19 protein-coding genes are annotated in these 25,534 nt (G+C 42.0%); 4 read left to right on the plus strand and 15 right to left on the minus strand.

The features are described 5' to 3' along the window. Nucleotides 1-57: 57 nt before the first annotated feature. Nucleotides 58-744, plus strand: a complete 687-nt coding sequence (locus NEE14_RS15620) for a hypothetical protein (RefSeq protein ID WP_251966185.1) — start codon at nucleotides 58-60, stop codon at nucleotides 742-744. 80 nt (nucleotides 745-824) lie between these two features. Here NEE14_RS15620 and gcvP read toward each other — a convergent pair whose 3' ends face one another. The 6 genes from gcvP to NEE14_RS15650 form a co-directional block, all read right to left on the minus strand. Next, complete coding sequence (gcvP, locus tag NEE14_RS15625) at nucleotides 825-3,677, minus strand: aminomethyl-transferring glycine dehydrogenase (protein WP_251966186.1); 2,853 nt, start codon at nucleotides 3,675-3,677, stop codon at nucleotides 825-827. Nucleotides 3,678-3,689: 12 nt separating this feature from the next. After that, entirely contained in the window at nucleotides 3,690-4,325 is a 636-nt protein-coding gene (locus tag NEE14_RS15630; protein ID WP_251966187.1) for an MBL fold metallo-hydrolase, read from the minus strand. Beyond that, nucleotides 4,322-4,990: a 16S rRNA (guanine(527)-N(7))-methyltransferase RsmG gene (gene rsmG, locus NEE14_RS15635; protein ID WP_251966188.1), complete on the minus strand. Its 669-nt coding sequence runs from the start codon at nucleotides 4,988-4,990 to the stop codon at nucleotides 4,322-4,324. The genes NEE14_RS15630 and rsmG overlap by 4 nt, the downstream gene beginning before the upstream one ends. Nucleotides 4,991-5,007: 17 nt before the next feature. Then, the gene (locus NEE14_RS15640) at nucleotides 5,008-5,859 is read right to left on the minus strand and encodes a DUF3298 and DUF4163 domain-containing protein (protein WP_251966189.1); all 852 of its coding nucleotides are present in this window, start codon (nucleotides 5,857-5,859) and stop codon (nucleotides 5,008-5,010) included. Nucleotides 5,860-5,965: 106 nt separating this feature from the next. Further along, nucleotides 5,966-8,026 (minus strand): acetate--CoA ligase family protein, encoded by a 2,061-nt coding sequence (locus tag NEE14_RS15645; protein ID WP_251966190.1) that lies wholly within the window; start codon nucleotides 8,024-8,026, stop codon nucleotides 5,966-5,968. Nucleotides 8,027-8,069: 43 nt separating this feature from the next. Beyond that, nucleotides 8,070-10,418: a transglycosylase domain-containing protein gene (locus NEE14_RS15650; protein ID WP_251966191.1), complete on the minus strand. Its 2,349-nt coding sequence runs from the start codon at nucleotides 10,416-10,418 to the stop codon at nucleotides 8,070-8,072. Between the two features lie 158 nt (nucleotides 10,419-10,576). Between NEE14_RS15650 and map the strand changes: the two genes are divergently transcribed. Then, nucleotides 10,577-11,434, plus strand: coding sequence for a type I methionyl aminopeptidase (gene map / locus NEE14_RS15655; RefSeq protein WP_251966347.1), 858 nt, complete (start codon nucleotides 10,577-10,579; stop codon nucleotides 11,432-11,434). Nucleotides 11,435-11,505: 71 nt separating this feature from the next. Here the strand turns inward: map and NEE14_RS15660 are convergent, their stop codons facing one another. The 4 genes from NEE14_RS15660 to NEE14_RS15675 all read right to left on the minus strand — a co-directional run bounded on the left by NEE14_RS15660 (nucleotide 11,506) and on the right by NEE14_RS15675 (nucleotide 16,008). Then, nucleotides 11,506-12,264 carry a porin family protein gene (locus NEE14_RS15660; RefSeq protein WP_251966192.1) on the minus strand — a complete coding sequence of 253 codons (759 nt, stop codon included), beginning with the start codon at nucleotides 12,262-12,264 and terminating at the stop codon, nucleotides 11,506-11,508. Nucleotides 12,265-12,286: 22 nt separating this feature from the next. Further along, nucleotides 12,287-13,423: a PCMD domain-containing protein gene (locus tag NEE14_RS15665; RefSeq protein ID WP_251966193.1), complete on the minus strand. Its 1,137-nt coding sequence runs from the start codon at nucleotides 13,421-13,423 to the stop codon at nucleotides 12,287-12,289. A 126-nt stretch (nucleotides 13,424-13,549) separates the two neighbouring features. Beyond that, complete coding sequence (locus tag NEE14_RS15670; protein ID WP_251966194.1) at nucleotides 13,550-14,794, minus strand: ABC transporter permease; 1,245 nt, start codon at nucleotides 14,792-14,794, stop codon at nucleotides 13,550-13,552. A gap of 14 nt (nucleotides 14,795-14,808) precedes the next feature. Beyond that, on the minus strand, nucleotides 14,809-16,008 hold the full coding sequence (locus NEE14_RS15675) for a pyridoxal phosphate-dependent aminotransferase (RefSeq protein WP_251966195.1): 1,200 nt from the start codon (nucleotides 16,006-16,008) through the stop codon (nucleotides 14,809-14,811). 564 nt (nucleotides 16,009-16,572) lie between these two features. Here NEE14_RS15675 and NEE14_RS15680 point away from each other — a divergent pair. Together NEE14_RS15680 and NEE14_RS15685 are read left to right on the plus strand one after the other, a co-directional pair. After that, a complete protein-coding gene (locus NEE14_RS15680) occupies nucleotides 16,573-18,087 on the plus strand; it encodes a Gfo/Idh/MocA family protein (protein ID WP_422394717.1) in 1,515 nt (504 codons plus the stop codon). 107 nt (nucleotides 18,088-18,194) lie between these two features. Then, the gene (locus NEE14_RS15685) at nucleotides 18,195-19,442 is read left to right on the plus strand and encodes a DUF4934 domain-containing protein (RefSeq protein ID WP_251966197.1); all 1,248 of its coding nucleotides are present in this window, start codon (nucleotides 18,195-18,197) and stop codon (nucleotides 19,440-19,442) included. A 91-nt stretch (nucleotides 19,443-19,533) separates the two neighbouring features. Here NEE14_RS15685 and NEE14_RS15690 read toward each other — a convergent pair whose 3' ends face one another. The 5 genes from NEE14_RS15690 to NEE14_RS15710 form a co-directional block, all read right to left on the minus strand. Then, the gene (locus tag NEE14_RS15690; RefSeq protein ID WP_251966198.1) at nucleotides 19,534-19,911 is read right to left on the minus strand and encodes a hypothetical protein; all 378 of its coding nucleotides are present in this window, start codon (nucleotides 19,909-19,911) and stop codon (nucleotides 19,534-19,536) included. Nucleotides 19,912-20,182: 271 nt separating this feature from the next. Next, nucleotides 20,183-21,358, minus strand: coding sequence for an MFS transporter (locus NEE14_RS15695; RefSeq protein ID WP_251966199.1), 1,176 nt, complete (start codon nucleotides 21,356-21,358; stop codon nucleotides 20,183-20,185). 14 nt (nucleotides 21,359-21,372) lie between these two features. Then, entirely contained in the window at nucleotides 21,373-23,256 is a 1,884-nt protein-coding gene (locus tag NEE14_RS15700) for an ABC-F family ATP-binding cassette domain-containing protein (protein ID WP_251966200.1), read from the minus strand. 245 nt (nucleotides 23,257-23,501) lie between these two features. Then, entirely contained in the window at nucleotides 23,502-24,233 is a 732-nt protein-coding gene (locus NEE14_RS15705) for a hypothetical protein (protein WP_251966201.1), read from the minus strand. 109 nt (nucleotides 24,234-24,342) lie between these two features. Continuing rightward, a complete protein-coding gene (locus NEE14_RS15710; RefSeq protein WP_251966202.1) occupies nucleotides 24,343-25,518 on the minus strand; it encodes a glycerate kinase in 1,176 nt (391 codons plus the stop codon). Nucleotides 25,519-25,534 lie beyond the last annotated feature (16 nt).

Genomic DNA, 25,534 nt, shown 5'->3' on the forward strand with positions numbered 1-25,534 from the left:
AAAATCAGATAATTCTGTTATGTTTGCCAAAATAGTCATGAAAAACATAACAAAAAGATGAAAAAGAGCGATTTTTTATTTCTCCTGTTAGTGGCGGTCCTGTTTCTGCCCTTTGTACTAAGTCCTGATTTATATGCTTGGTATAAATCGTTTAATGCTGCACATGGCATGATAATGAGTTTCCTGAAGTTTGCCATCCTTTCAACTTTAGGTGAGTGTTTGGGCCTACGAATCAGCACGGGTGTTTATAATCGACCAGGTTTTGGTATAATTCCACGTATGGTAGTATGGGGAATATTGGGAGTAGGTATCAATATGGCTATGATTGTATTCTCAAAAGGTGTTCCACAATTATTAGTATATATGGGAATGACAAATGCAGTCGAAGTGATGGCGGCAAGTTTCTGTATGGATAAATTCTGGGTTGCTTTTTGTATTTCATTAGGTATGAACGGTATTTTTGCTCCTGTATTTATGACTTTTCATAAAATAACTGATACACATATACTGCAATGCGGCGGTTCGGTAAAGAGCTTATTGACACCTATTCCGATGACACAAATCATAACCCATTTGAATTGGAATGTGCAGTGGAATTTTGTATTTAAGAAAACGATTCCGTTCTTCTGGATACCAGCACATACTGTTACCTTCTTATTACCTGAAGAAGCTCGGGTCTTGTTTGCCGCACTATTAGGAGTAATTTTAGGCATTTTGTTGGCTGTAGCAGCCCGAAAGAAATAGTAGAAAAGAAACAGCGGTAATGCCATTCTTCATAAGATTGGTATTGCCGCTGTAACTTATTTTAGGGGAGTGATAAAGGCTTAAATCTGGCAATTGCAGATTGTTGGAACCAAGTTACGGTCTCCATAAGCATTGTCGACACGGGCCACATTGATCCAGAACTTGCTGTCGTGTAGCCATTCGAGTGGGAATGCAGCTTTACTGCGTGGATAGCTGTGATCCCATTCGTTAGCAGTAACTTCATATTCCGGATGCGGAGCGTTCTTCAGTACATTATCAACCTTGTCGGCTTCTCCATTTTCAACTTCCTTGATTTCGTTCCAGATACATTCCATAACTTCTACAAAGCGATCCAGTTCAGCTTTACTTTCACTTTCAGTCGGTTCGACCATCAATGTTCCATGGACTGGGAAAGAAAGAGTAGGAGCATGGTAACCGAAGTCCATCAGACGCTTGGCAATATCACTTTCATCAATTCCTGTGCGTTCTTTAACGGTACGGCATTCGAGAATTAGTTCATGGCCTACACGTCCTGTTGTTCCAGTATAGACAACTCCGTATGTATCTTTAAACTTAGCTGCTAAATAATTAGCATTCAAAATGGCAATCTTGGTAGCCATTGTTAATCCTTCAGTTCCTAACATACGAATGTATCCGTATGTAATAGGAAGAATACCTGCACTACCATAAGGAGCAGCTGCAACTGTATTCAGGTCGCTTCCAAACAGAACCGGATGTTGAGGCAAGAATGGAACCAGATGTTCTGCTACACAGATCGGACCTACGCCAGGACCGCCACCACCGTGAGGAGAAGAGAATGTCTTATGCAGGTTCAAGTGGCAAACATCCGCACCGATTGTTCCCGGATTAGTTAATCCGACTTGCGCATTCATATTGGCTCCATCCATGTATAATTGTCCGCCGCAGGCGTGAACAATCTCACACATTTCCTTGATATCCGCTTCGAAGATACCGTGAGTAGACGGATAAGTAATCATGCTGGCTGCCAGATTGTCTTTGTTGGCTTCCGCTTTTGCCCGGAAATCTTCCAGATCAATGTTTCCGTTTTCATCACATTTTACGGTAACTGTTGTAAATCCACATTGGATAGCACTGGCCGGGTTCGTTCCGTGGGCTGAAGCCGGCAGCAGAACAATGTTTCGATGACCTTGACCGATGCTTTCCAGATAAGCACGGATTACGCGTAAACCCGTGTATTCGCCAGCAGCTCCTGAATTAGGTTGTAAAGTGCATCCCTTAAATCCTGTTATTTCACAAAGATAAGAAGATAAGTTTTCGATCAGTTCCTTATAACCTTCCACTTGATCTTCCGGTGCATACGGGTGAATATTCTGGAATTGAGCCAAACTCAGAGGCAGCATGGTTGAAGCCGGATTTAACTTCATGGTACATGAACCTAAAGAAATCATCGACTGAGCCAGAGAAATATCCTTTCTTCCCAAACGAGTGATATAACGCATCAGTTCTGTTTCGGTATGATATTTCTTGAAGACGTCTTCTTGCAGGAAGGCTGATGTACGGGCAAACTTCGGATCAAAATAAGTCTGGCACGGAATGGCTTCCTGTAACATATAATCTTTGCCGGCTGCACCCGAGAAGATGTACATCAGGACACCAACATCTGTTGGTTGAGTTGTTTCATCAATACTGATTCCAACCAGACCGCTGTCGAAGTAACGCAGGTTGACTTTGCATTCCAAAGCAATTTCACGCAATGCTTCAATAGATACATTGGCTGGTAATTCAATCTTCAGCGTATCGAAGAAATCTTTGTTCAATTGTTTGTATCCTAATTTCTCCAGCTCTTTAGCTACGAAACCGGCTGTTGCATGAATGCGGCCGGCAATGTTCTTCAATCCTTCTGCTCCGTGGTAAACAGCATAGAATCCGGCCATTGTTGCCAATAAAGCCTGTGCTGTACAAATATTGGATGTTGCTTTCTCACGTTTGATATGCTGTTCACGGGTTTGCAGTGCCAAACGGTAAGCCGGATGGCCGTAAGCATCTTTTGAGATACCGATGATACGTCCCGGAATCGCACGTTTATATTCATCTTTTGTTGCAAAGTATGCTGCTGATGGTCCGCCGTAGAACATTGGGATACCAAAACGCTGGCTGCTTCCGAATACGACGTCGGCGCCCCATTCTCCCGGAGGAGTCAATAATACCAGACTCATTAGGTCTGCTGCAACAGCTACTTTTGTGCCGTTAGCATGTGCGCGATTGATGAATTCCTGATAGTCTTCTATTGAACCATCTGCATTCGGGTACTGTACAATAGCTCCGAAAACTTCCGGAGTGAAAGCAAATGTCTTATAGTCGCCTGTCACAATCTTCATTCCCTGTGGAATAGCACGAGTATGGATAACTGCCTGTGTAGAGGCAAATACCTTTTCGTCTACGAATATAACATTAGCTCCAGCCTTGATTTGAGCACGACTGCGAGCTCCGAAGAACATGGTTGCAGCTTCGGCTGCAGCAGTAGCTTCGTCAAGCAAAGAACAGTTAGCCAAAGGAAGACCTGTCAGATCACAGATAACTGTCTGGAAATTCAGTAAGGCTTCCAATCTGCCTTGTGAAACTTCAGCTTGATACGGTGTATAAGACGTGTACCAAACCGGATTCTCAAATACGTTGCGTTGAATAGGTGCCGGACAAATAGTATCATACCAACCCATTCCAATATAAGAAGTAAAAACTTCATTCTTTGAAGCTAATTCGTTAATATGTTCAGCGAATTCGCGTTCTGTCATGGGTTCGGGCAGGTTCAACGGCTGCTTCAAACGTATGTTGGCCGGAATAGTCTGGTCAATCAGCTCGTCAAGTGTATTCACACCAACAGCTTTCAGCATATCTGGAAGATCTTCCGCTGTGATACCTACATGGCGATTAACAAATTTAGTTGTATCCATAAGTTGATATTTTTATAAGTAAGGATTATTTGATTTCTCATAAGCAATGGTTGTCATCGGACCATGTCCCGGATAAACAACCGTTGAGTCAGGCAAGGTAAATAATGCCTTGTGAATAGAGTCAACCAACTGCTGAGCATTTCCGCCCCAAAGATCTGTTCGCCCGATGCTGCCAGCAAACAAGGCATCGCCTACAAAGACACACCCTCGTTCTTTCTCATAAAAGGCAACACTGCCGGGAGAATGTCCTGGAACAGCTATTACTGTCAGTTTAGTATGGCCGAAACTAATCACATCTCCTTCGTTCAGATAAGCTCCGATAGCAGTTTCTTGTATGTAGGGTAATCCGAACATCACTGCTTGCTGGCTGATAGACGGTAACACGACGGTATCTTCCTGACAAACTTCTGGAAGAAGTCCGTATTGCTGATAAACCAAAGCGGCACCCATCAGATGATCTACATGATAATGGGTGCAAAGAAGGTGCTTAATGACTAATTGCTGTTGGGTGATGCATCCTTCAACTTGAGAAAACTCTTGTCTGTTCATGCATCCGCAATCTATAAGAACGGCTTCCTTTGTTTCGTCATATAACAAATAGCAGTTCTCTCCAAAGAAATTAACCGTGAATTGTTTGATCTCCATCATAGCGGTACGTAAACTACTTTTTTGGTTTTGAAGTATTCTTCAGAGAATGTATCTGACAGGTCCAATTGGATAGCCTGGTTTTTGAACGGTAGTATTTCATGTGCCAGTTCGCCTCCTTTTAGACAGATAAGCCCGTTGGGCAAAGCATTGATCTGTTCTTTTCGGATATTCTTCCGGACGATTTTTACAAGATCAGCGAGAGGCATGACTGCCCGGCTTACTACGAAGTCGAATGCTTGTTTTTCTTCTTCTCCCCGGCAATGACGGAATGTTACATTCTGTAATCCGATTGCTTCAGCGACGGCTTGTCCGACTTTAATCTTCTTTCCGATGCTGTCAACCAGATGAAACTTAACATTTGGAAATAAAATTGCCAATGGAATTCCCGGAAATCCACCTCCTGTCCCTAAATCCATGACGGATGAACCGTCTTTAAAATGCAACATGGCCGTAATGCCTAATGAGTGCAAGACATGATGAAGATACAGGTTCTCAATATCTTTTCTGGATATAACATTGATTTTAGCATTCCAATCAGCATACAGTTCATATAAAGAGCTGAACTGCTTAATCTGCTTTTCATTCAAATGTGGAAAATATCCTTGCAGAATAGCCAATTGCTCGTCTACACAGGCAGGACGAATAGGATTGTTATCTTGTTCCATATTTATCAATTATCATATTATAAGCCAGCTAACGATGCGATCGGACTCTCTTTCTTCAATAATAATTGTACTTCCTCATAAGGAATATGTACATGAATCGGACCGACTACGTATGCTGCTATTTCGTATTCATTAAATGTATAAGTAATTCCTGTTTCATCAACCAGGAAGTTATTGTTTGGATAGATCTCGTCCACACTAAAGAATCCCATGTTTTCCAATTCTTTTGGATCGGTAACATTATTCTGTTTGGCTATTTGATTTACCAGAATTTCAGCCAAAGCTTCTTGATAGTTATCTGTGAATATATCCTCTTCAGTCAGTTTTTTCCCACTTTTTAAGTCTATGACAAAATGATTATAGGCATGAGCACCGTGAGCTCCTCCAGTATAATTCTCAAAGTTTACCGTAAAACAGATTAAATCATGCTGATTGAACTGAATCTGGTTAGATGATAATTCATAATAAGAGAACCAGGCACCAATAGGTGTTCCGTCTTCAGCTCTTTTCAGTTCTTCTTCGTAATCTGGTTCCAGTTCCTTATATGCTGCCAGATAATCGTTTGTGTATTTAGCTACGGCATCTTGAGGCGATAAGTTTTCGTATGCTTCACCAAAATAAGCCAGTACAAATTGTTTCTGGATATCGGCCAATTGACTTTTCTCTACAGAAACAGGATAAATGAATTTAATTTGCAGGTTGCAGTTTGGATTCTCCGGATTATCCAGCAAATGATAAGTCTTATCAACCAGAATTGAATCGAATTTAACAGCATTGTCTGTTTCCTTTTGTGAGGTATACTGACAGCTGGTGTGCAAAACTCCGAAAAAGACCAAACTGATTATCGTTTTCAGAAGATGTGTTTTCATTCTCTCTATATTTTTATTGATTTATGCAAATGTACGGGAATATTACCGTAAAACAAATAAAAAAGGTTGTTCCTTTCTTGAAAAGAACAACCTTTATGATCTCTTATTATTTCTCGATGCGAATACGAGCATCCACGGCAAATAAACCTCGATCGGTTGCAACCAATGGATTTATATCCATTTCTTTTATTTCATTTGCAAAACGAAGTAATGTGGATAGGCGAACAATTAGATCAGCATATTGTTGTTCATCAATTCCTTTTTGCCCGCGTGTACCTTTAATAATCGGATAACCCCGCAATGAATGAATCATAGAGAATGTTTCTTCATAGGATAGTGGCGCAAGACCATAGCTGACATCTTTCAATACTTCCACGAAAATACCACCTAAGCCACAGAATACAATATGACCGAACTTGTTTTCATAGGTAGCACCTAAGAATAATTCTTGGCCTTTCAACATCGGTTGAACCATGATGCCTGTTACTCCAGGCAACTTCATCATACGCTCATATTCGAACAGTAAATGTTCATCGCACCGGATATTTAAGGCAACACCACCAATATCACTTTTATGTACTGGACCTACCACTTTTGCTACTACTGGGTATTTTATTTTACGGGCAAAAGCCAGTAATTCTTCTTTGTCGCTTGAAGTAAATTCTTCTACCAATGGTATATTCGCAGCTTTAAGTAACAAACGAGTTTCTTCTGGACTTAGATAGCCCTCTGATGGCAGGCGGTCAATAATCCTTCTTACTTCCGGAACATCAACTCCATAAAGCTGAATATCCGTACTTGCTGGTTTCGGAGTATTAAGGACACGTGCCAAGGCAGTACCAAGTGTTACTTCATCCGAGAAATTGACATGGCCTTTCTTGATGAAGCTTTGTACTTCTGGACCGGCTGTTACAATAGAAGGTAATACTGGGAAGATTGGTTTTCGGCATTCTTCCATCTTCTTGTGAAGTACTTCATAAGCATCATAGAGTTTAACCAATCCCGGACTACCGAAAATAACCATCATCAAATCGATATTATCGAACCGGTTCTCGCAATAGTCAATAGCGGTTGCCAAGTGCTCTGGAGTTCCTGTTCCGATGATATCAATTGGATTACCAACGGCTGCTCCTGGATATAACTTACTTTTCAGTTCTTCTGCAATAGGTCCGTTTAGATCTGGAACATTCAATCGTCCTTTTGATAATGCATCGGCAAGCATGACTGCCGGTCCACCGGCATGTGTTACGATGGCACAATTCTTACCCTTTACTTCTTTTAGGGTAAAGATACTGGCGACAGTCGTTAATTCTTCACGGCTATAACAACGAACGATACCCGCTTTTCTGAATAAAGCTTCTACGGCTGAATCAGAGCTGGCAATGGCTCCTGTATGAGAAGAGGCTGCTCGTTTTCCTGATTCAGTACTGCCTGCCTTAATGGCTGTTATTCTGCATCCTTTCTTAATGAGAGATGATGCATGATATAAGAGCTTGTCCGGATCTTTGATCTGTTCGATATAAAGCATCTTGATTTTGGAATCGGTAGCAGCGTTGAAATTCCGGTCCATATATTCCAGAATATCTTCCACACCTAGTTGTTTGGAGTTTCCAACTGACCATACCGATGAAAATCTCAATCCTTTACTTAAGGCTGATTCGATGATGAATAGAGCTGTTCCTCCCGAACTGGAAATAAAATCAACACCGTCTGGATGAAACTCAGGAATCGGTTGGGTAAAGACACCATGGAAATGAATATTCATTAAACCGATGCAGTTCGGACCGATCAGCGAAGCTCCTACTTCGTTGATTATTTCCAGAATTTTGTCTTCAAGTATTCCTCCTTCTTTCGTTTCTTCTCCAAATCCGGCCGAAATGATGATAAAGGCTTTTACGTTTTTCTGGTGAGCCAGTACGTCAACTACTTCTACGCAGGCTTTGCTTGGAATAGAAATGATAGCCATTTCCGTTTCCGGTATGTCTTGGACGGAATGATAGGATTTTAAACCCTGAACATCTGTCTCTTTTGCATTGACTACATACAAACTGCCTTTAAATTTCCCATCTAACAGATTTCTAACCAGTCGTCCTCCGGGCTTATGTATATTATTTGAACCACCGACAACAACGATACTCTGAGGGCAAATCAACTCTCTGTTAACCATACATTCTTCGCTTTATTGAGTGAATAATGGCAAATATAGTGATTTATTCGAACATTTTGTCTATTCCACTAGGGTAATTTTCTTGATTAGTCGTTGTGGATTCTGACGATTTGTTAGCACAAGGGTCTTTATATTGTTCCGGAATCTCAAAATCTTCTTCTTCCGAATAACCCAAAGACTTATCAGCATAGACTTTTTGCATGAATAAACCATATACAGGTAACGCAGAAGCCGCTCCTTGTCCCCATTCCATCCGGTCAAAATGAATGGATCGTTCTTCACCTCCAACCCAACAACCTGAAACCAGATTTGGAGTAAAGCCCATAAACCAGGCATCAGAGTTATTTTGTGTCGTACCGGTTTTACCTCCCATCGGGGCTTTGATGTGATAACGTCCGCGAATACGTCCGCCTGTACCACCATCGATTACACTTCGCAGCATATGCAACATCTTGTATGAAGCATCTTCCGTCAAGACTTCATTGACTTGAGTTGTGAAGTTCGCAATGGTGTTACCGTACGAGTCTTCTATGCGAGTTACATATAAAGGTTCTACACGAATGCCCTGATTGGCAAAAGTTGAATAGGCACTAACCATTTCTCCTACTGAAACATCGGGTGTCCCCAGACAGACAGAAACGACTGGATCTATGTCACCTTTTAATCCGAAGGAATGTAATAAGCGGACAAATGTGTATGGCGATAACTTACTCATCAGGTAAGCGGTTACCCAGTTGTCTGAATTTTGTAATCCCCATTGGATGCTGACCATTTCGCCAATGCGTTTCTTATTAGAGTTTCTTGGAATCCATAATTTACCATTCTCATCTGTCAGTTGTTGCTGGACATGCAGCATTTCATCACAGGGACTGATTCCTTCGATCATGGCTAATGAATATAAATAAGGTTTAATGGTTGAGCCAATTTGCCGGCGTCCTCCATTCACCATATCATATTGGAAATAGTTGTAATCAATGCCTCCGACATAAGCTTTAACGTATCCGTTATGCGGATCCATCGACATGAAGGCTGAACGCAGAAAGCCTTTATGATAACGGATAGAATCCCACGGTGACATGATGGTATCAACAGGACCGTTCCAGGTGAATACACGCATTTCTACAGGCTTCTGGAATTCTGCCCGCATTTCAGCTTCTTTCATACCGCTTTTCTTCATCCAGCGATAACGGTCGGTCTGATGCATTGCACGCATCAGAATAGTATCTATTTCTCCTGTTGTAAGGTCTCGAGAGAACGGGGCATAGCTACGTCCTTTTTTCTCTCTTGTAAATTGAGGCTGCAGGTATTCTCCGATGTGTTCACGTACGGCATCTTCTGCATACTTCTGCATGCGTGAATCAATGGTGGTGTATATTTTTAAGCCGTCGGTATAGAGATTATAAAACTCACCGTCGGCCCGTTTATTTTTATTGCACCAGCCATATAACGGATTTGTTTCCCATGAAACAGAATCCTCCTTGAATTTCTGTTCTTGCCAAGAAGCGTAATTTTTCCGGTTCGGTTTTTTGGCCGTCAGCGTCATACGCAAGAACTCCCGGAAGTAAGGGGCTAAACCATCTTTATGGTCGATCCTCTGAAAATGGAGTTTCAAAGGCAGCTTTTTCAAAGAATCACATTCAGCCTGTGTGATGTATCCGGCTTTCTGCATTTGGTCAAGAACTGTATTTCTACGTCCGCGTGTGCGTTCGTTTCTGCGAACTGGATTGAAATAGGAGGGATTCTTGCACATACCTACCAGCGTGGCTGCTTCTTCGATGGTCAGTGTCTTCGGTGTTTTCCCGAAATAGACAGAAGCTGCCGACTGGATTCCAACAGCGTTATAAAGGAAATCAAACTTGTTCAAGTACATATTGATGATTTCCTCTTTGGTATAATACCGCTCCAACTGTACGGCAATTACCCATTCGATGGGCTTTTGGAACAGTCGTTCCATAAAGTTATCAGCGCTTGGCGAAAATAACTGTTTCGCTAACTGCTGGGTGATGGTACTTCCTCCACCACCGCTTTTCTGCATCAGAATGCCTCGCTTGATAATGGCACGGAATAGACCGATAGCGTCAATGCCGCTATGTTCAGCGAATCGGACGTCTTCAGTTGCAATCAAAGCTTTTACCAAGTCGGGAGACAAGTCGTTGTATGTAACAAAGATGCGGTTGTCTGAACTGTGCGCATAACTTCCTATTGTTTTTCCATCTGAAGAAATAACCTGTGATGCGTATTTGTCAATCGGGTTTTCCAATTGTTCCACAGGTGGCATATAACCGATTGAGCCATTGGCTATAGCTGCAAAAAGTAGATAGACGGCAACTATGCCGGCGATGAATAATGACCAAAATAGAATTAAGAAACCTTTTGTTACTTTTGATGCCATTGTATATTGGGTATTTCTATAATAACAGATGACAAAGATACGTATTTCTTTCCAAACTGTTTGTGCTTTTTAGGAAAGAGAATGAATAATACTTATATAACTGTGGGATTATAATAAAAGGTTTGCGTACTTTTGTATGACTAAAAAGGAAAACAATGATGTCAAGAAGAAAAATCAACAATTGGCACTTGATCAAAGGACAGCCTTTGACCGAGTTGGACAAGCAAGTGCTGTATTACCAGAATAAAGGACATTTGGTTCCGAAGAGAAGCCTGATAAAGACTCCGGAGCAGATTGAAGGAATCCGTCGTAGTGGAGTAATCAATACTGGCGTTCTTGATCTGGTTGAGCATGAAATTAAAGAAGGAATGTCGACGGCACAGATTGATAAGTTAGTTTATGAGTATACGATGGATCACGGAGCTATTCCGGCACCTCTTAATTATGAAGGCTTCCCGAAAAGTGTCTGTACTTCTATCAACGAAGTGGTTTGCCATGGCATTCCCAGTGAGAAAGAAATTCTGCGAGACGGAGATATCATCAATGTAGATGCTTCAACGATTTTAGACGGTTATTATTCGGATGCTTCCCGTATGTTTATGATCGGAAATGTTTCTCCGGCTAAACGCCGTCTGGTAGAAGTGACGAAAGAATGTCTGCAGATAGGCATGGAGGCGGCTCAACCTTTTGGCTTTGTAGGCGATATAGGTCATGCCATTCAGAAACATGCCGAGAAGAACGGGTACTCCGTAGTACGTGATTTATGCGGTCATGGCGTTGGATTGGAATTTCACGAAGAACCAGAAGTCACCCATTTCGGAAGAAAAGGAACAGGCATGCTGCTGGTTCCGGGAATGGTGTTTACCATTGAACCGATGATCAATATGGGACGTTATGATGTTTATATTGATGCGGATGATAACTGGACGGTATTGACGGATGACGGACTGCCTTCTGCGCAATGGGAGCATACTTTTGTAATGACGGATCATGGATTGGAAATATTGACCCACTGAATTAGGGCTTACAGAAAAGAATGTATGGCACGAATGTTTCACAGGGAGGAGTTCGTGCCATCTTTTTCTCTTTATAGCCGATAGGCAATTCCCAAAGAAAGGTAGATGTTATACATCTTATAGGATAAGCCTTCAAAATCTGATGGAAAGATAGGTACTAAGCCCCAGGAAAGTTGTGCGGTTGCTGCCATCTTCTTTGTAAAGAACCAGTCGCCCGACGCCATTATGCCAGCGTCAAACGAACGGACTTCATTAGCGAAATCATAAGTGGCACTTTCTACAGTGATCTTCTCTCCGGTGGGTCCGCCGTTGCGTATATAGCCGTCTGATGCTACGCCTTCAAATTTGGCATCATTCTGAAAGGCAACATAACCGCCCAAGCGTACAGCCCATTGGTCATTTGGCCGCCAGGCCGCCATAATAGGCAAAACTAAATAGTCGTTGCGAACATTGGTCTGATCTTTTCCGGAAAAAGTTCCTGTGAATTTACCGGCATGATCACCTTCTCCGACAACCAGGCTTGTATATAAGTATTTTACATCTGCTTCTACTTTCATTCCTTTCAAGTCGATGGCTAAACCGGTTGTAACTCCCCAATTTGCATCCAGCCATCTTGTCAGATGGAAAGCTAATGTGCCGCCAAATCCGGGTTTCCAATAGTTGATTTTACGGATTTCAGCTGGAATAGGAAGCGGACTTGTTCCCCCTAAGTTATAGGCTGCAAAGACTTTCTTTTCCCAATTCTGTCTGAATTCCTGGGAAAAAACAGAAGTGCTTACCGATAAAAGCAGCAAACAGGCTGCTATTCGTATAATCCATATATTTTTCATATTCATTTGTCCTATATTAATACTATAAACCCTTTTCATCGCCTTCAGTAATGATTTTTACGTCATCGACTACCAGTTCACTGCCTGGTGCTCCTTCGTAGCGGTCTCCCCAAAAGCTGGAAGAGAAAACAACTGCTAATTTATATTCATGCTTGCTGAAATCAATTACTTCGTCGTTCATCCGCTTGAATTCTATATCAAATGCCTGAAAGTCGTCTCCTGCTGTTGATGACCGGTCAGGAAGCATGGCCTGCAGGATGATATTAGGATGACTGTGTACATTTGTTCCATCCAATACTTGCAGGTTTTCATCGGTCCGGTAGAAAACGGCATATATGGCGCATGAATCTTTTACGCCCGGTTTTGGGTTTCCGTCCGAACCAATGTAATCACCCGATCCGGCTTTATATTTATACTTACCGGTAAAACGGACTGGTATCTGATTGAATGATCGGCCCAATTGCGTGGCTGTCAATGGATCTCGGAGAGCATTTAACAGATTCATGGTACCTGTGTATAAGGAACCTGCTACGATGGGTATGTATTGAAGACCTAAAATATTCCCGGGTCCTACTTTCGTTATCATTTTAGCTGCATAACCGTCATTGTGTGCGATTGCATACGTAGGATACTGTTCGGGTACCGGAAATTGCTGATACAAGGCAACACCCTGGTTACTGGTTGAAAAGATACTGTAGGTAGTACCATCATTTGTCTTTTGTACGGGAGTCGCGTAATGGAATGTGCTGTTTTCTTCCCAATAGGAAAAATCAAAGTTTTTCATCAGCGATGTATAGACATCTTCGTCTTGCATTACGATCATCTGTACCTGATAGTCGCGGGTATGGATGCCGTCTTGCGCTGTTACGCGATAGGTTACCGGTTCCGTAAAATCAACTGTTTCGCCGGAAGCTGGTGATACGGTTGAATACTCGGTGACTGTTATTTGCGGAGCTAAAGCGCTTCGGTCTGTATTTGGGTTTAACAGTACCTGAATTGTATTCTGGCCTTGGTTGATTACCGGGTCGCTAAACAGAATTTCAGCCGGGAGCGTAAATGACTCTATTTCTGCTTCCGGGCATAATGGCTCGTCTTGTATGCAGGATGTCAATCCTACACAAATCCAAAGGGTAGTGATAATTCCTCGTAATATTTTCATTTGAGCGATCAATTAAAATAATGATTCATGTATGATATGCTTCAATTAAATAAACAGGACAATTTGCCAATAAGTTGTGACTTTTTACACTTACCGTTCGTTTCTCTAAGCGAACAGGTCTTGTCCTTATTCAAAACGTATACTCCGGGCCGGACTTATTTGGGTAATCAGATAAGAAGGTCCTAACATCATTAACATGGAAATTGCCAGTGTCCCGATGTTCAATAATATCAGCGAGGTAAGGCTTAAATCTATAGGAACGGCATCCAGGTAATAAATGGTTGGGTCCAGCTTGAGAATATGGGTTGTTGATTGAAGCAGGCAAATGGCTATCCCGATTACATTTCCCCAAAGCATGCCTTTGCCAATGAGGAAGAATGATACATATAAGAATACTTTCCGTATGCTCCGGTTGTTCTGCCCTAAGGCTTTCAGAATGCCGATCATATTGGTCCGTTCCAGAATGATAATGAGTAAGCCGGAAATCATGGTAAAGCCGGCAACGGCCAGCATCAGGACAAGGATAACTACGACATTGATGTCGAGTACATCCAGCCAGCTGAATATCATCGGATTCAGGTCTTTAATGGAACGGACGTAATAGCTGTTGCCTTCGCGGTCTTGCCGGTTGGCCATTTCGAAGTAAAGATCTTCGGCTGTCTGGTCGAGCTGGTCATAATCGTGAACCAATAGTTCGACGCCGCTTACCTGGTCGTCGTCCCATCCGTTCAAACGTCTGACTTGTCTGATGTCGGCAAAGACAAACAGTTTGTCGTAGTCGGCAAAACCAGTTTCGTAGATGCCGGAAATGTGAAACTTCCGAACGCGGACTTCTTCGCCGACAAAGTAGGTGAGGAATGAATCTCCCAGTTTCAAGCCTAACAGGTCAGACAGGTATTTTGAGATCAATACGTCGGTTGATCGTTTATCCGGATCAAAATGTAGGATATCTCCTTCTTTCAGGTTTTTCTTCAGGAAAGTCCAGTCATACTGTTCGTCAACACCTTTCAAGACAATCCCTTGGAAATCCTGCTCCGTCTTTAGAATCCCCGGTTTGGTAGCGAAGGTTTCTACGTGAGCAATAGCCGGATTCGCAGCCAGCGCTTGCAACAAGGTATCCGAAAAGGCAATCGGTATGGTTTCGTAGGAGGTATTGTTGTCGAAATTGGATATTTGAATATGCGTACCGAATCCGATGACTTTATTCCGCACTTCTTTCTTGAATCCGATCACAATGGCTACAGAAAGAATCATGACAGCCAAGCCTAAAGCAATGCCAATCATGGCAATCCGGATAGCCGGGGGCGTAGCTTGTCTGTCACCATTCTTGTCGAAATGTATCTTTCTTGCGATAAATAGTTCCAGATTCATCCAGTTCCTTTTTGTTAAATGGTTCGGCCCGGATACGCTTCAAGTGCCTTTTGGAGTACGATCAGCGCTTTCGCCAGGTCTTCTTTTTTGAGCACGTAAGCCATACGTACCTCGTCTTTTCCTAACCCGGGTGTAGTATAAAAACCCGATGCCGGCGCCATCATGACGGTTTGTCCTTCATATTCGAAGTCACTCAAGCACCAGGCACAGAACTTGTCGGCATCGTCTACTGGCAGTTTTGCCACCGTATAGAAAGCTCCCATCGGAATCGGCGAATAACATCCCGGAATCCGGTTCAATCCGTCGATCAGGAATTTACGCCGTTCTACATATTCATTATATACATTCAGCATGTAGTCATTGGGTGTATCCAATGATGCCTCTGCAATAATCTGACCGATTAAAGGCGGACTCAGGCGGGCCTGGCACCATTTCATGACATTCTCTTTCACCATCTGATTCTTGGTGATCAGGGCTCCGATACGGATACCACATTCGCTGTATCTTTTGGATACGGAATCAACCAGTACCACATTGTTCTCAATCCCTTTCAGATGGAAGGCAGAAATATAAGGTGCGCCTGTATAACAGAATTCACGATAAACTTCGTCCGAAAATAAGAACAGATCGTATTTCTTGACAATATCACGAATCTGATTCATTTCCTTCTGGGTATATAGATAGCCGGTCGGATTGTTCGGATTACAGATCAGAACGGCTTTGGTACGCGGAGTAATCAGTTCTTCAAACCGTTCTACCGAGGGAAGAGCAAATCCTTCTTCAATGGTGGAAGGGATGGTTTTGATGACTGCGCCACACGAAATGGCAAATGCCATATAGTTGGCATAGGCAGGTTCGGGAACAATAATTTCATCCCCTGGATCCAGACAGGCCATAAACGAGAAGAATACGGCTTCCGAACCTCCGGTCGTAATGATAATATCGTCAGCGTCGACTATAATATTGAATTTCGCGTAATACTTCACTAATTTTTCTCGGAAACTGCGGATTCCTTCACTGGGCGAATATTCAAGCACGGTGCGGTCAATATGGCGCATCGCCTCCATCGCGACTTCGGGTGTTGGCACATCCGGTTGCCCGATATTGAGGTGATACACTTTAATTCCCTTAGCTTTTGCCTGATTGGCCAGCGGAACAAGTTTTCTGATAGGAGAAGCCGGCATATTGACTCCTCGTTGTGAGATATTCGGCATTATTTCTTAATTTTTGTTCATTTGAAACACAAAGATAGGGATTAATTACTAATCGCCAAGGTGGAACTGATTTTTATTTCTAAGTTTTCATTCTTGCTTTTTATGTTGGTCCAGCCGGATTATCATTAAGAGAGAATACAACATTCGTTAGCTTTGAATATAGAATACGTTATCTTTTGATTGTTTGACAGAAGTCGTAAAGCTTTTCTATATATGTGATAAAGCTTTATCATATATGTGGAAAAGCTTTTTGACAATTGTCAAACAATTACTTTCCAGGCAGAATCGAATCTCTTGCATACGTAGAACAGGCGACTATCTGGTGATACTCGGATAATTTTTAAGAAATAAAGGCTGATTATTCCAATATTTTGAATATATTTGTCCTTTCAAAGGATGATAATTACATTATTTACTTGTAAGTGGTAGTGAGATAGATGAAAATTGAATTTAATTCAGCCTATATACATTAAATAATTTATAAATAATAAAGACATGAAGAAAATTACTCAGTGGGTGATCGGAGCCTGCGCAGCGTTCGCGCTTATCTGTACTCCCGTATCCATGAACGCGCAATCTTTGTCTCCTTCAACGAAGTGGCATTGGGAAAAGGGAACGATTGTAATTGATACTCCTGAACGTCCTGCTGGTCAGGAACATGCTTTGGGAATGAAAGCTCCGAAGCTAAATGTTGTCCGTGTAGGTTTCGTCGGCTTAGGTATGCGTGGTCCGGGTGCGGTGGAGCGCTTTACTTACATTCCGGGTGTTCAGATTGTAGCGCTGTGTGACTACGAGAAAGAACGTGCCGAGAAATGTCAGGATATTTTGCGTAAGGCAAGTCTGCCGCCAGCAGCCATTTATTCTGGAGCTGAAGGCTATAAAGAACTTTGCCAGCGTGAAGATATTGACTTGGTTTATATTGCTGCTGATTGGGATCATCATTTCCCGATTGCCAAATGTGCACTTGAAAACGGTAAGCACACGGCCATCGAAGTTCCTTCTGCCATGAATCTGGAACAGTGCTGGGAATTGATCAACCTGACAGAAAAGACACGCAAGCATTGTATGATTTTGGAAAACTGCTGCTACGACTGGTTTGAAATGAATACCTTGAATATGGCTCAGCAGGGAGTTTTCGGTGAAGTAATCCGTGCCCAGGGTGCTTATATCCACAACTTGGATGATTTCTGGGATTACTATTGGAAGAACGGAAAAGAAGATAAGTTAGGCTGGCGTTTGCGCTATAATATGGAAAATCGCGGTGATGTGTACGCTACTCACGGCTTAGGCCCGGTTGCTCAGGCTTTGGATATCCATCGTGGCGACCGCATGACTACTTTGGTAGCTATGGATACGAAATCGGTTCATGGTAAAGCCTTGGTTGAAAAGGCTACAGGCGAGAAGTGCGACAACTTCCGCAATGGTGATCATACGACTACTTTGATTCGTACAGAAAATGGAAAAGTAATCGAAATCCAGCATGACGTTATGAATCCGCAACCGTATAACCGTTTGTATCAGCTGACTGGAACTAAAGGTTTTGCCAATAAGTATCCGGTAGAAGGTTATGCTCTCGATTCAGAACAGATGGCAGCATCAGGTGTTCAGCCGAAAGTTGATAATTTGAGTACACATTCATTCTTGCCGAAGGAAGAAATGGAAGCGTTGGTTGCGAAATACCAGCATCCGATCTTGAAGAAATACGGTGAGATGGCTAAGGAAGTAGGTGGACACGGTGGTATGGACTTCATCATGGATTCACGCTTGGTATACTGCCTGCAGAACGGCCTGCCTTTGGATATGGATGTATATGATTTGGCTGAATGGTGTAGCTTGGCTGAATTAGGTGCTATTTCTATGGATAACGGTTGTGCTGCCGTTGCCTTCCCCGACTTCACTCGCGGACATTGGAACGATGTAAAAGGATACAAACATGCGTTTGCTACTCCGGAAGAAGAAGCCGCTTCAATGAAGATCGCTGAAGAATTTACTGCGAAACAGAAAGAATTAGGCGCAAAAGAATGGGAAAAAATAGCCAAGAAAGAAGCTAAGGCTGCTAAGAAAGCTGCAAAGAAATAAAATATAGTAAGCAGTTGACAAGGGAACAAGGCTTTTGGGAGCAGTGTTCCCTTGTTTTCTTCTTGGCTCATCAAATTGTTAACTTTTTAATATTTATCTGACTGACCATGAAAATAAATTCTTTGTATTGGGCTTTACCCTTGAGTATATGGTTAGGATGCAGTTGCAGTTCTTCCACTACGGAAGGAGAATTGGAAACGATTCCTGTAGGATCAGCCTATTCTACCATAACAACCTTAAAGGCTTCTGATTATTTTCGGGAAGTAACATATATCCCCTTAGAAACAACCGACAGTGTTTTAGTCGGAAATGCTCCTTCCATACGTGTGGCTGGAAACCGTTTGATTGTCTCTTCGTCCCAAAAGCAATGTTTTTCTTTTAATAAATCTGATGGGCGGTTTGTAGCATCAGTCGGACATATCGGGAATGATCCGGAAGGATGTCGGGAACTGACCGGCTGGCTCGATGCGGCAAACGGATATCTTTATTTCTTGAAGGGTGACGGCGTTTCTGCTATTTATGATACAGATGGGAATTTTGTCGGCACATCGAAAGAAGTAGAATTAAGTGATGGCTTGTTTGGGATTGATTCGAATGATTACTTAGATAAGCAAACCTTGGTGAAACACACATCTGCTACTGCCACAAAACCCGACCGAGTCATTCTTTATCGTGATACAACTTTGCTGGCTTCTTTTCCCTCTCATGGAGAAGAAAAAGCCATTGTTTCCGGAAACCAAGCCGATATTGAAAGCATTGCTGTATTCCAACAGGCATTGATGGGGCATTCAATGATTTTTATCCATTACAAAAATGGAGATGAAATGGGGCTCATTCCAACCGAACATCCTTTCTGGCACGTAGGCAAAAAGCTTTATTTTCGCGAGCTCTTCAATGATACCATTTATCAGGTGACAAAAGACGGTTTATTGCCTGAACGGCGGTTTGATTTCGGAGCTATGACGTGGAAGCGGGAAGACAGGTATGACGCGCAGAAAGACGACGCTATCTATCCGTTGGAAGTCATGGAAAACGACCGCTTCTTGTGGTTGCGTTTTGTCGTCAATCTTTATCGGCAAGACAAGCGAAAAGCCTATAATGCGCTTTATCTGAAAAAAAGCGGAGAGGTAAAGGTGGCAGCTTACGAAGAAGGAATGGAAAACGATCTGAACGGATTCTTGCCTTTACAACCTACTTTTGTAACAGCTGATGGCGAATTTGCTCAGCTAATACCGGCCGAAACAATAGCAGAATGGTTTGAAGAGCATTCGGATGCAGCAGAACTTCCAGCTGAAATACAAGCTTTAAAAGCTATCAGGGCGGATGATAATCCGGTGGTTGTCTTGATGAAATAAACTGGTGGAATGGATAGATTCAGTGTCTATATAAAAAAAGAGACTTTGGCGTGGGGCCTAAGTCTCTTTCTTATAGGGTAAGTAATTGAATTTACTTGTTATCTGCCAAATAAGAATCAGGAACAACATCAAAGCCAGATAAACGATTGTTGTTGTTAGTTACGTTGATCAATGCAACATATTTACGATATTGTTCTGTATTCAGCACCTTTTTCATCAACTTCAAGTTGCTGTAGATTGCTTTCTGCATCTTAGCTTCTTTCTGATCATCTGAAGCACGCAGACTTGCTTTCTGCATTTCGTGGAAGTAATCGTTGATGTTTTCTACTTCCTTAACCTGATCAGATGTTAACTGCAAATAACAGCTCAACTGATATGTATTTGCAGAGAACGGAAGTTTTTTGTTACTTGCAAAACTAACTGTTGCGCTCATTAATACGGCTGCAACGAATAAACCTAAACGTTTCATAATCAATAATCTTAAAATAATTAAACCTAAAAACAACCTAAAATATAACCTAAACTCATTCTACCAACATCCAGTGTTGATATCATTTCTTTTTTCGAAGGCAAAGATATATAGATGTTTTATAGCATAACTATCTAGCACTATTAATAAATGTAAAATCGTTGTTGTAATTGATATATATCAAGGATTATGGCTTTCTATTTACAATTGTATAGCTGAAATAAGCAGCTAAATGAGATTAATTCGCCATAATTACCATCATTTTGTAATGTCATTGTAATATCTTATGCTTCTCATAGGAGGCTTTTGTCCAACGCCAGTAAACCAGTAAAGAGATTACGCAGCAAAATGACCCAAAAAGATAAGCAGCCGACAAGTTAATATGCGCAGAGATAAAACCAGCCAGAAGCATACCAATACCGACACCCACATCAAATGAAGTCAGATAAGTAGAAGTAGCGGTTCCACGTAAGTTATGTGGGGCGACATTGACAAATAAGCACTGAAATGCAGGTACGCCAGTGCCAAAACCAAGTCCAATGAATAGGGCAGAACCATAGAATACAGCTGGATCATGGATGGTAGCAAATAAAGCAAAGAATACAATCAGACAAATAATGGATGAAGAAGCCACTTGATGTATCTTCCCGTGATCGACCAGACGACCAGAGATTAATCTGGAAATGCCTACGCCGATAGCCATGAACACAAAGAAATAACCCGGTTCTGTAATGCCGATTTCTTTTCCATACAATACGACGAATGAGGTAATCATGCCGTAGGGGATAGCAATCAATATATAAGCTGCAGCAGCTGGCAATGCTGTCAGCAGAATAAAACGGTCTAACGAAAAGGAGGGACGTTTTACGGGTTTACGAGCCGGATATTGGATGAACAGGACAGAAAGTATGCCTGCTAACGAAATACCCAAACAAATCCAGACGATGGATGAAAAGCCGTGGTGGGCGTATGCGGCAACTGCTACCAGTGGTGCCAGTGACATGCCCAGATTGATCGTTAACCCATAGAAACCCATTCCTTCTCCTCTTCGGGCAGAAGGAATGACATCTATCGTAATGGTGTTGCCGGCAACAGACGTTAACCCCATGAAACCGCCTTGCAGAAACCGAATGATCAATAACAGACTTAGAGCTGTAAAGAAATATCCGAAGAAGAAGAGTCCGAATAAAGTAAAAGCAAACAAATACAACGGCTTTCGGGAAAAACAATCTACCAGATATCCTGAAAAAGGACGCACGCATAGAACGCCGATCGTGTAACTGGACAATGCAATGCCGACTTCTGATTTTCCGATACCTAATTCTTCCGTCAGATAGACTGGCATCGTAGGCATCAGCATGTAAAAGGCAAAATTCATCAGAAAGTAAGAAAAGCAACATTGTACGAAGTTACGATTCCATAAAACCGGTTTGTTCGATGATTCCATATTGATCCTGTTTTTCAAACCCATTCACTCAGTTCCAGCCAGCGCATTGTCTTTTCATCCAGTTCTTCCATTAATTCGGAGATGCGGGCCGATTTAGCCAACAGTTCATCGGTCGATAAAGTACCGCTGCTCATGGCTGTTTCCAATTCTTTCTTTTCTGCTTCCAGAGCCGGTATTTCAGCATCGAGGGCTTCAAATTCTTTCTTTTCCTTGAAGGTCAGTCGCCGTTTAACTTCTTTTTCCGGTTTCCGACTCTTTTCTTCTGCCGGAGCCTGCTTGCTCTGCAAAGCTTGTTCCTGTTGTTTCTTCAGCTGATCCTGTTCCTCTTTCCATGCCCGGTATTGCGTATAATTGCCCGGAAAGTCTTTGATATCAGCATTCCCGCGGAATACCAGCAGATGATCTACTACTTTATCCATGAAATAGCGGTCGTGCGATACAACAATTACGCATCCTTTAAAGCTACGCAGGTATTCTTCCAGTACATTTAATGTGATAATGTCAAGGTCGTTCGTAGGCTCGTCTAATACCAAGAAGTTCGGATTGCGCATTAATACCGTACAAAGGTACAAACGGCGTTTTTCTCCGCCACTCAGTTTATAAACATAGCTGTGCTGACGGTCGGGAGTAAATAAAAAGTAATTCAGGAATTGTGCGACACCCATCTTGCGGCCGTCACCCAAATCGATATATTCAGCAATGTTTTGAACAACATCAATCACTTTCATTTGTTCGTCGAACTGTAAACCTTCCTGACTGTAATAACCAAAACGGACTGTTTCTCCGATATCGAAGTGTCCGCTGTCTGGTTTCACTTCGCCCAACAGCATTTTTATGAAAGTAGATTTTCCGGTACCGTTGTTCCCTACAATTCCCATTTTTTCATAACGGGCAAACGTATAATTGAAATGGTCGGTAATCTTTAAGTCGTCAAACCGTTTGCATACATCAACGGCTTCGAATATTTTTGAGCCGATGTACGATGCTTTTACATCTAAGTTTACATGGCCCGCTTCGCGTTGCTGGTGCGCTTTTTTCTCCAGTTCATAAAAGGCATCAATACGATATTTGGCCTTTGTCCCGCGTGCTTGTGGCTGACGGCGCATCCAGTCCAGTTCTTTCCGCAATAAGTTGCTTGCACGTTCCACTTCTGCATTTTGTGCATCAATGCGTTCCTGCCTTTTTTCGAGGTAATAGCTGTAATTGCCTTTATACTGAAAAATTTGCTTTTGATCTATTTCTATGATTTCACTGCATACACGGTCCAGAAAATACCTATCATGCGTCACCATCAAAATACTGATAGTTGAACGGTTCAGATAATCTTCCAGCCATTCTGTCATTTCAAGATCCAGGTGGTTGGTCGGCTCATCCAGAATAATCAGTTCCGGCTCTGTGATCAATACATTGGCCAGAGCGACACGTTTTAGCTGTCCACCGGAAAGACTTTCCACCTTTTGTTCCAGGTTGTGAATCTTCAATTCGCCCAAGATTTGTTTGGCTCGCTGCTCATAATCCCAGGCTTTCAGGCTGTCCATTCGTTCAAGCAGGCTGTTCAATTTATCGGTATCATCTTCCACCAAAGCCTGTTCGTATTCAGCCAATAGCTGTACAGTCTCATTTTTAGAATAAAAACAAGCCTGCAGAACGGTTAATCCTTCTGGATAATGTGGCGCCTGCTCAAGATAACCGACACGCAAATCATTCCGGAAGACAATAGAACCACTGTCATAATCTTCTTTTCCGGCGATGATATTCAACAATGTTGTTTTTCCAGAACCGTTTTTGGCAATCAAACCTATTTTTTGTCCTTGCGCTACACCGAAAGTTATATTCTCGAAGAGTACTAAATCACCAAAGCTCTTCGTTAATCCATCCACTTGAAGAAAACTAACCATTCAACCTAAATTTAAAATGTTACGCAAAGATATATGAAGCGAATCAATTTTAGGGGCAAAAGGGGAAGAAAAGCGACTGGTAAGCTTTAAATTCGAAACTAATGGAATTTGATTTTGAAATTAGTGAGAATCATTTTAGATTCTCGTATCATTGTAAGCAGATCCGTTGGAAGTAAAAAAAGGTTACGATAACTTTGATCTGTTATCGTAACCCGTACATTTTATAAGTTGGTTAGATATTGTTTTTATTGCAAAGTTGCAGCAATAGCATCTACCAGTTTCTTGACGTTGGCATTGTTAGGGTTAAGTTCTAAAGCTTTGTCCAAGTAACCCTTAGCTTCTTTCAGTTGTTCATCAGCCTTCGCCTTTTCAGCTTTATATTTATCGGGTTCTGTTGTAGCCAGTGGAGTCACTTTCTGCAAAGTCGTTGCTCCCTGATTATACAACATGGCACCTAAGCTATATAAAGCACCTTCCTGATATTTCTTGTTAGAAGCGATCAATACATTCTTGTATAAAGCTTCAGCTCCTTCGATATCGCCTTTCTTTTGAGCAGCCTGTCCTTGCTTGATACAATATGAATACAGTAATTTTTCCAAATTAGCGTTTCCTGGAAGAGCTTTCAAACCAGCTTCAACAGTTGATACGAATTCTTCTGTTTTGTTCAGGTTACGATAAGCCATTGCTTCACCCGTGTATGAATCGTCCAAATTGTAGTTGTATTTTACAGCCATATCGAAATATTTGGCTGCTTCTTCGTACATCTTTGCCTGATTAGCGCTAAAACCACAGTTGAAAATACGAACGGTATCTTTGTATTCTGTCAATTTTAAGTACTCACCATATTTGGCTACGGCTTCAGGGTAGTTCTTTGCTTTTAAGGCAGCATCACCTTCATCTCTTAACTTGTCTGCATCTTGTGCGAAAACATTTCCTATGCTTAAGCAAAATGCAACTAATAATACAATTTTTTTCATGGTTAATCTCTTTATTTATTTAAAACGTCGGCTAATATAGATAACTGATAAGAGATATCCAAACCTGTTATGCTTTTTTAGCTTAAAAGAAAGTTTGAGTTTTACAAATTCATAATTCTTTTCTTTTACACAAAATACTTGCTTCGTAACCGTTCCGGAACAGTTTGCAAGACATCTGGGCTATCCGTTCAATCTGTTGTGCTGCATATTCGGGTTGAATTGCTTCATCAAATGACACAGGTGCAGAATGAATGGAAAAGCAGGAGACGAAAGGATTCTCATCTATTTCTTCATTTTTTTCCTGGCAGTTTCCTGTCAGTATAATAACGGGAATCTGATATTTCTGGGCCGATCTGATAATCCCGTCTACAACTTTCCCCTGTGAAGTCTGCTGGTCAACTTTCCCTTCTCCGGTAATGATCAGGTCGGCATCATGAATTAACTGATCGAAATTCAGGTACTCCTTTATCTTGTCGATGCCAGGTGTTAAATGAGCTTGTAGGAAAGCTACGCAGCCACCGCCTAATCCTCCTGCCGCACCAGCACCGGCAATGTCCTGAACATTTATCCCCTGTTTAGCCTGAATCAGTTTGGCAAATGATCTTAATCCGTCATCCAGCAATTTGACTTGCTCTTGATTGGCTCCTTTTTGTGGGGCAAATACAAAGGCTGCACCATTTTCTCCATAAAAAGGATTCTTGACATCCGTAGCAACTTCTATGTCGCAGGTCTTTAGTTGAGGTAATACCTGTGATGTGTCTATTTGGCATATTTGAGATAAACAGCTACCACCGTCGCCCGTTTCTTTTCCCTGCTGGTCGAGGAAACGAAATCCCAAGGCTTGTAACATGCCTATACCGGCATCGTTGGTAGCACTTCCTCCAATGCCCAATAAGATGTGCTTGCACCCGTGTTGTAAGGCATCAGCTATCAACTGTCCGGTACCATACGATGTCGTACGCATTACATTCCCTTCTGCCCAGGGAATTAGTGGTAATCCACTTGCTGAAGCCATTTCGATAACAGCCATCTGACGTTCTGGAATCCAGCCGTACACCGCTTCGACAGGCGAGCGTAATGGACCTTGTACTCGACATGTTATTTTCTTTCCTCCCAGCGCACGGGTTAAAGCCTCAACAGTTCCTTCTCCGCCGTCGGCAATCGGCAATTTACAGATTATACCATCTTTCCATACTTTTCTAATGCCTTTTTCGATGGAGTTTTCCAATGCTTCTGATGAAAGACAACCTTTAAATGAATCAATGGCTATTACTATTTTTCTCATGTTCTGACAAACTGAT

The organism is Parabacteroides sp. AD58, from assembly GCF_023744375.2.
In the GTDB taxonomy this organism is placed as follows: Bacteria; Bacteroidota; Bacteroidia; order Bacteroidales; family Tannerellaceae; genus Parabacteroides; species Parabacteroides absconsus.

Coding starts and splice junctions, on each gene's coding strand:
- NEE14_RS15620 (WP_251966185.1), top strand. CDS start 58: ATGAAAAAGAGCGATTTTTTATTTCTCCTGTTAGTGGCGGTCCTGTTT.
- gcvP (WP_251966186.1), bottom strand. CDS start 3,677: ATGGATACAACTAAATTTGTTAATCGCCATGTAGGTATCACAGCGGAA.
- NEE14_RS15630 (WP_251966187.1), bottom strand. CDS start 4,325: ATGATGGAGATCAAACAATTCACGGTTAATTTCTTTGGAGAGAACTGC.
- rsmG (WP_251966188.1), bottom strand. CDS start 4,990: ATGGAACAAGATAACAATCCTATTCGTCCTGCCTGTGTAGACGAGCAA.
- NEE14_RS15640 (WP_251966189.1), bottom strand. CDS start 5,859: ATGAAAACACATCTTCTGAAAACGATAATCAGTTTGGTCTTTTTCGGA.
- NEE14_RS15645 (WP_251966190.1), bottom strand. CDS start 8,026: ATGGTTAACAGAGAGTTGATTTGCCCTCAGAGTATCGTTGTTGTCGGT.
- NEE14_RS15650 (WP_251966191.1), bottom strand. CDS start 10,418: ATGGCATCAAAAGTAACAAAAGGTTTCTTAATTCTATTTTGGTCATTA.
- map (WP_251966347.1), top strand. CDS start 10,577: ATGTCAAGAAGAAAAATCAACAATTGGCACTTGATCAAAGGACAGCCT.
- NEE14_RS15660 (WP_251966192.1), bottom strand. CDS start 12,264: ATGAAAAATATATGGATTATACGAATAGCAGCCTGTTTGCTGCTTTTA.
- NEE14_RS15665 (WP_251966193.1), bottom strand. CDS start 13,423: ATGAAAATATTACGAGGAATTATCACTACCCTTTGGATTTGTGTAGGA.
- NEE14_RS15670 (WP_251966194.1), bottom strand. CDS start 14,794: ATGAATCTGGAACTATTTATCGCAAGAAAGATACATTTCGACAAGAAT.
- NEE14_RS15675 (WP_251966195.1), bottom strand. CDS start 16,008: ATGCCGAATATCTCACAACGAGGAGTCAATATGCCGGCTTCTCCTATC.
- NEE14_RS15680 (WP_422394717.1), top strand. CDS start 16,573: ATGAACGCGCAATCTTTGTCTCCTTCAACGAAGTGGCATTGGGAAAAG.
- NEE14_RS15685 (WP_251966197.1), top strand. CDS start 18,195: ATGAAAATAAATTCTTTGTATTGGGCTTTACCCTTGAGTATATGGTTA.
- NEE14_RS15690 (WP_251966198.1), bottom strand. CDS start 19,911: ATGAAACGTTTAGGTTTATTCGTTGCAGCCGTATTAATGAGCGCAACA.
- NEE14_RS15695 (WP_251966199.1), bottom strand. CDS start 21,358: ATGGAATCATCGAACAAACCGGTTTTATGGAATCGTAACTTCGTACAA.
- NEE14_RS15700 (WP_251966200.1), bottom strand. CDS start 23,256: ATGGTTAGTTTTCTTCAAGTGGATGGATTAACGAAGAGCTTTGGTGAT.
- NEE14_RS15705 (WP_251966201.1), bottom strand. CDS start 24,233: ATGAAAAAAATTGTATTATTAGTTGCATTTTGCTTAAGCATAGGAAAT.
- NEE14_RS15710 (WP_251966202.1), bottom strand. CDS start 25,518: ATGAGAAAAATAGTAATAGCCATTGATTCATTTAAAGGTTGTCTTTCA.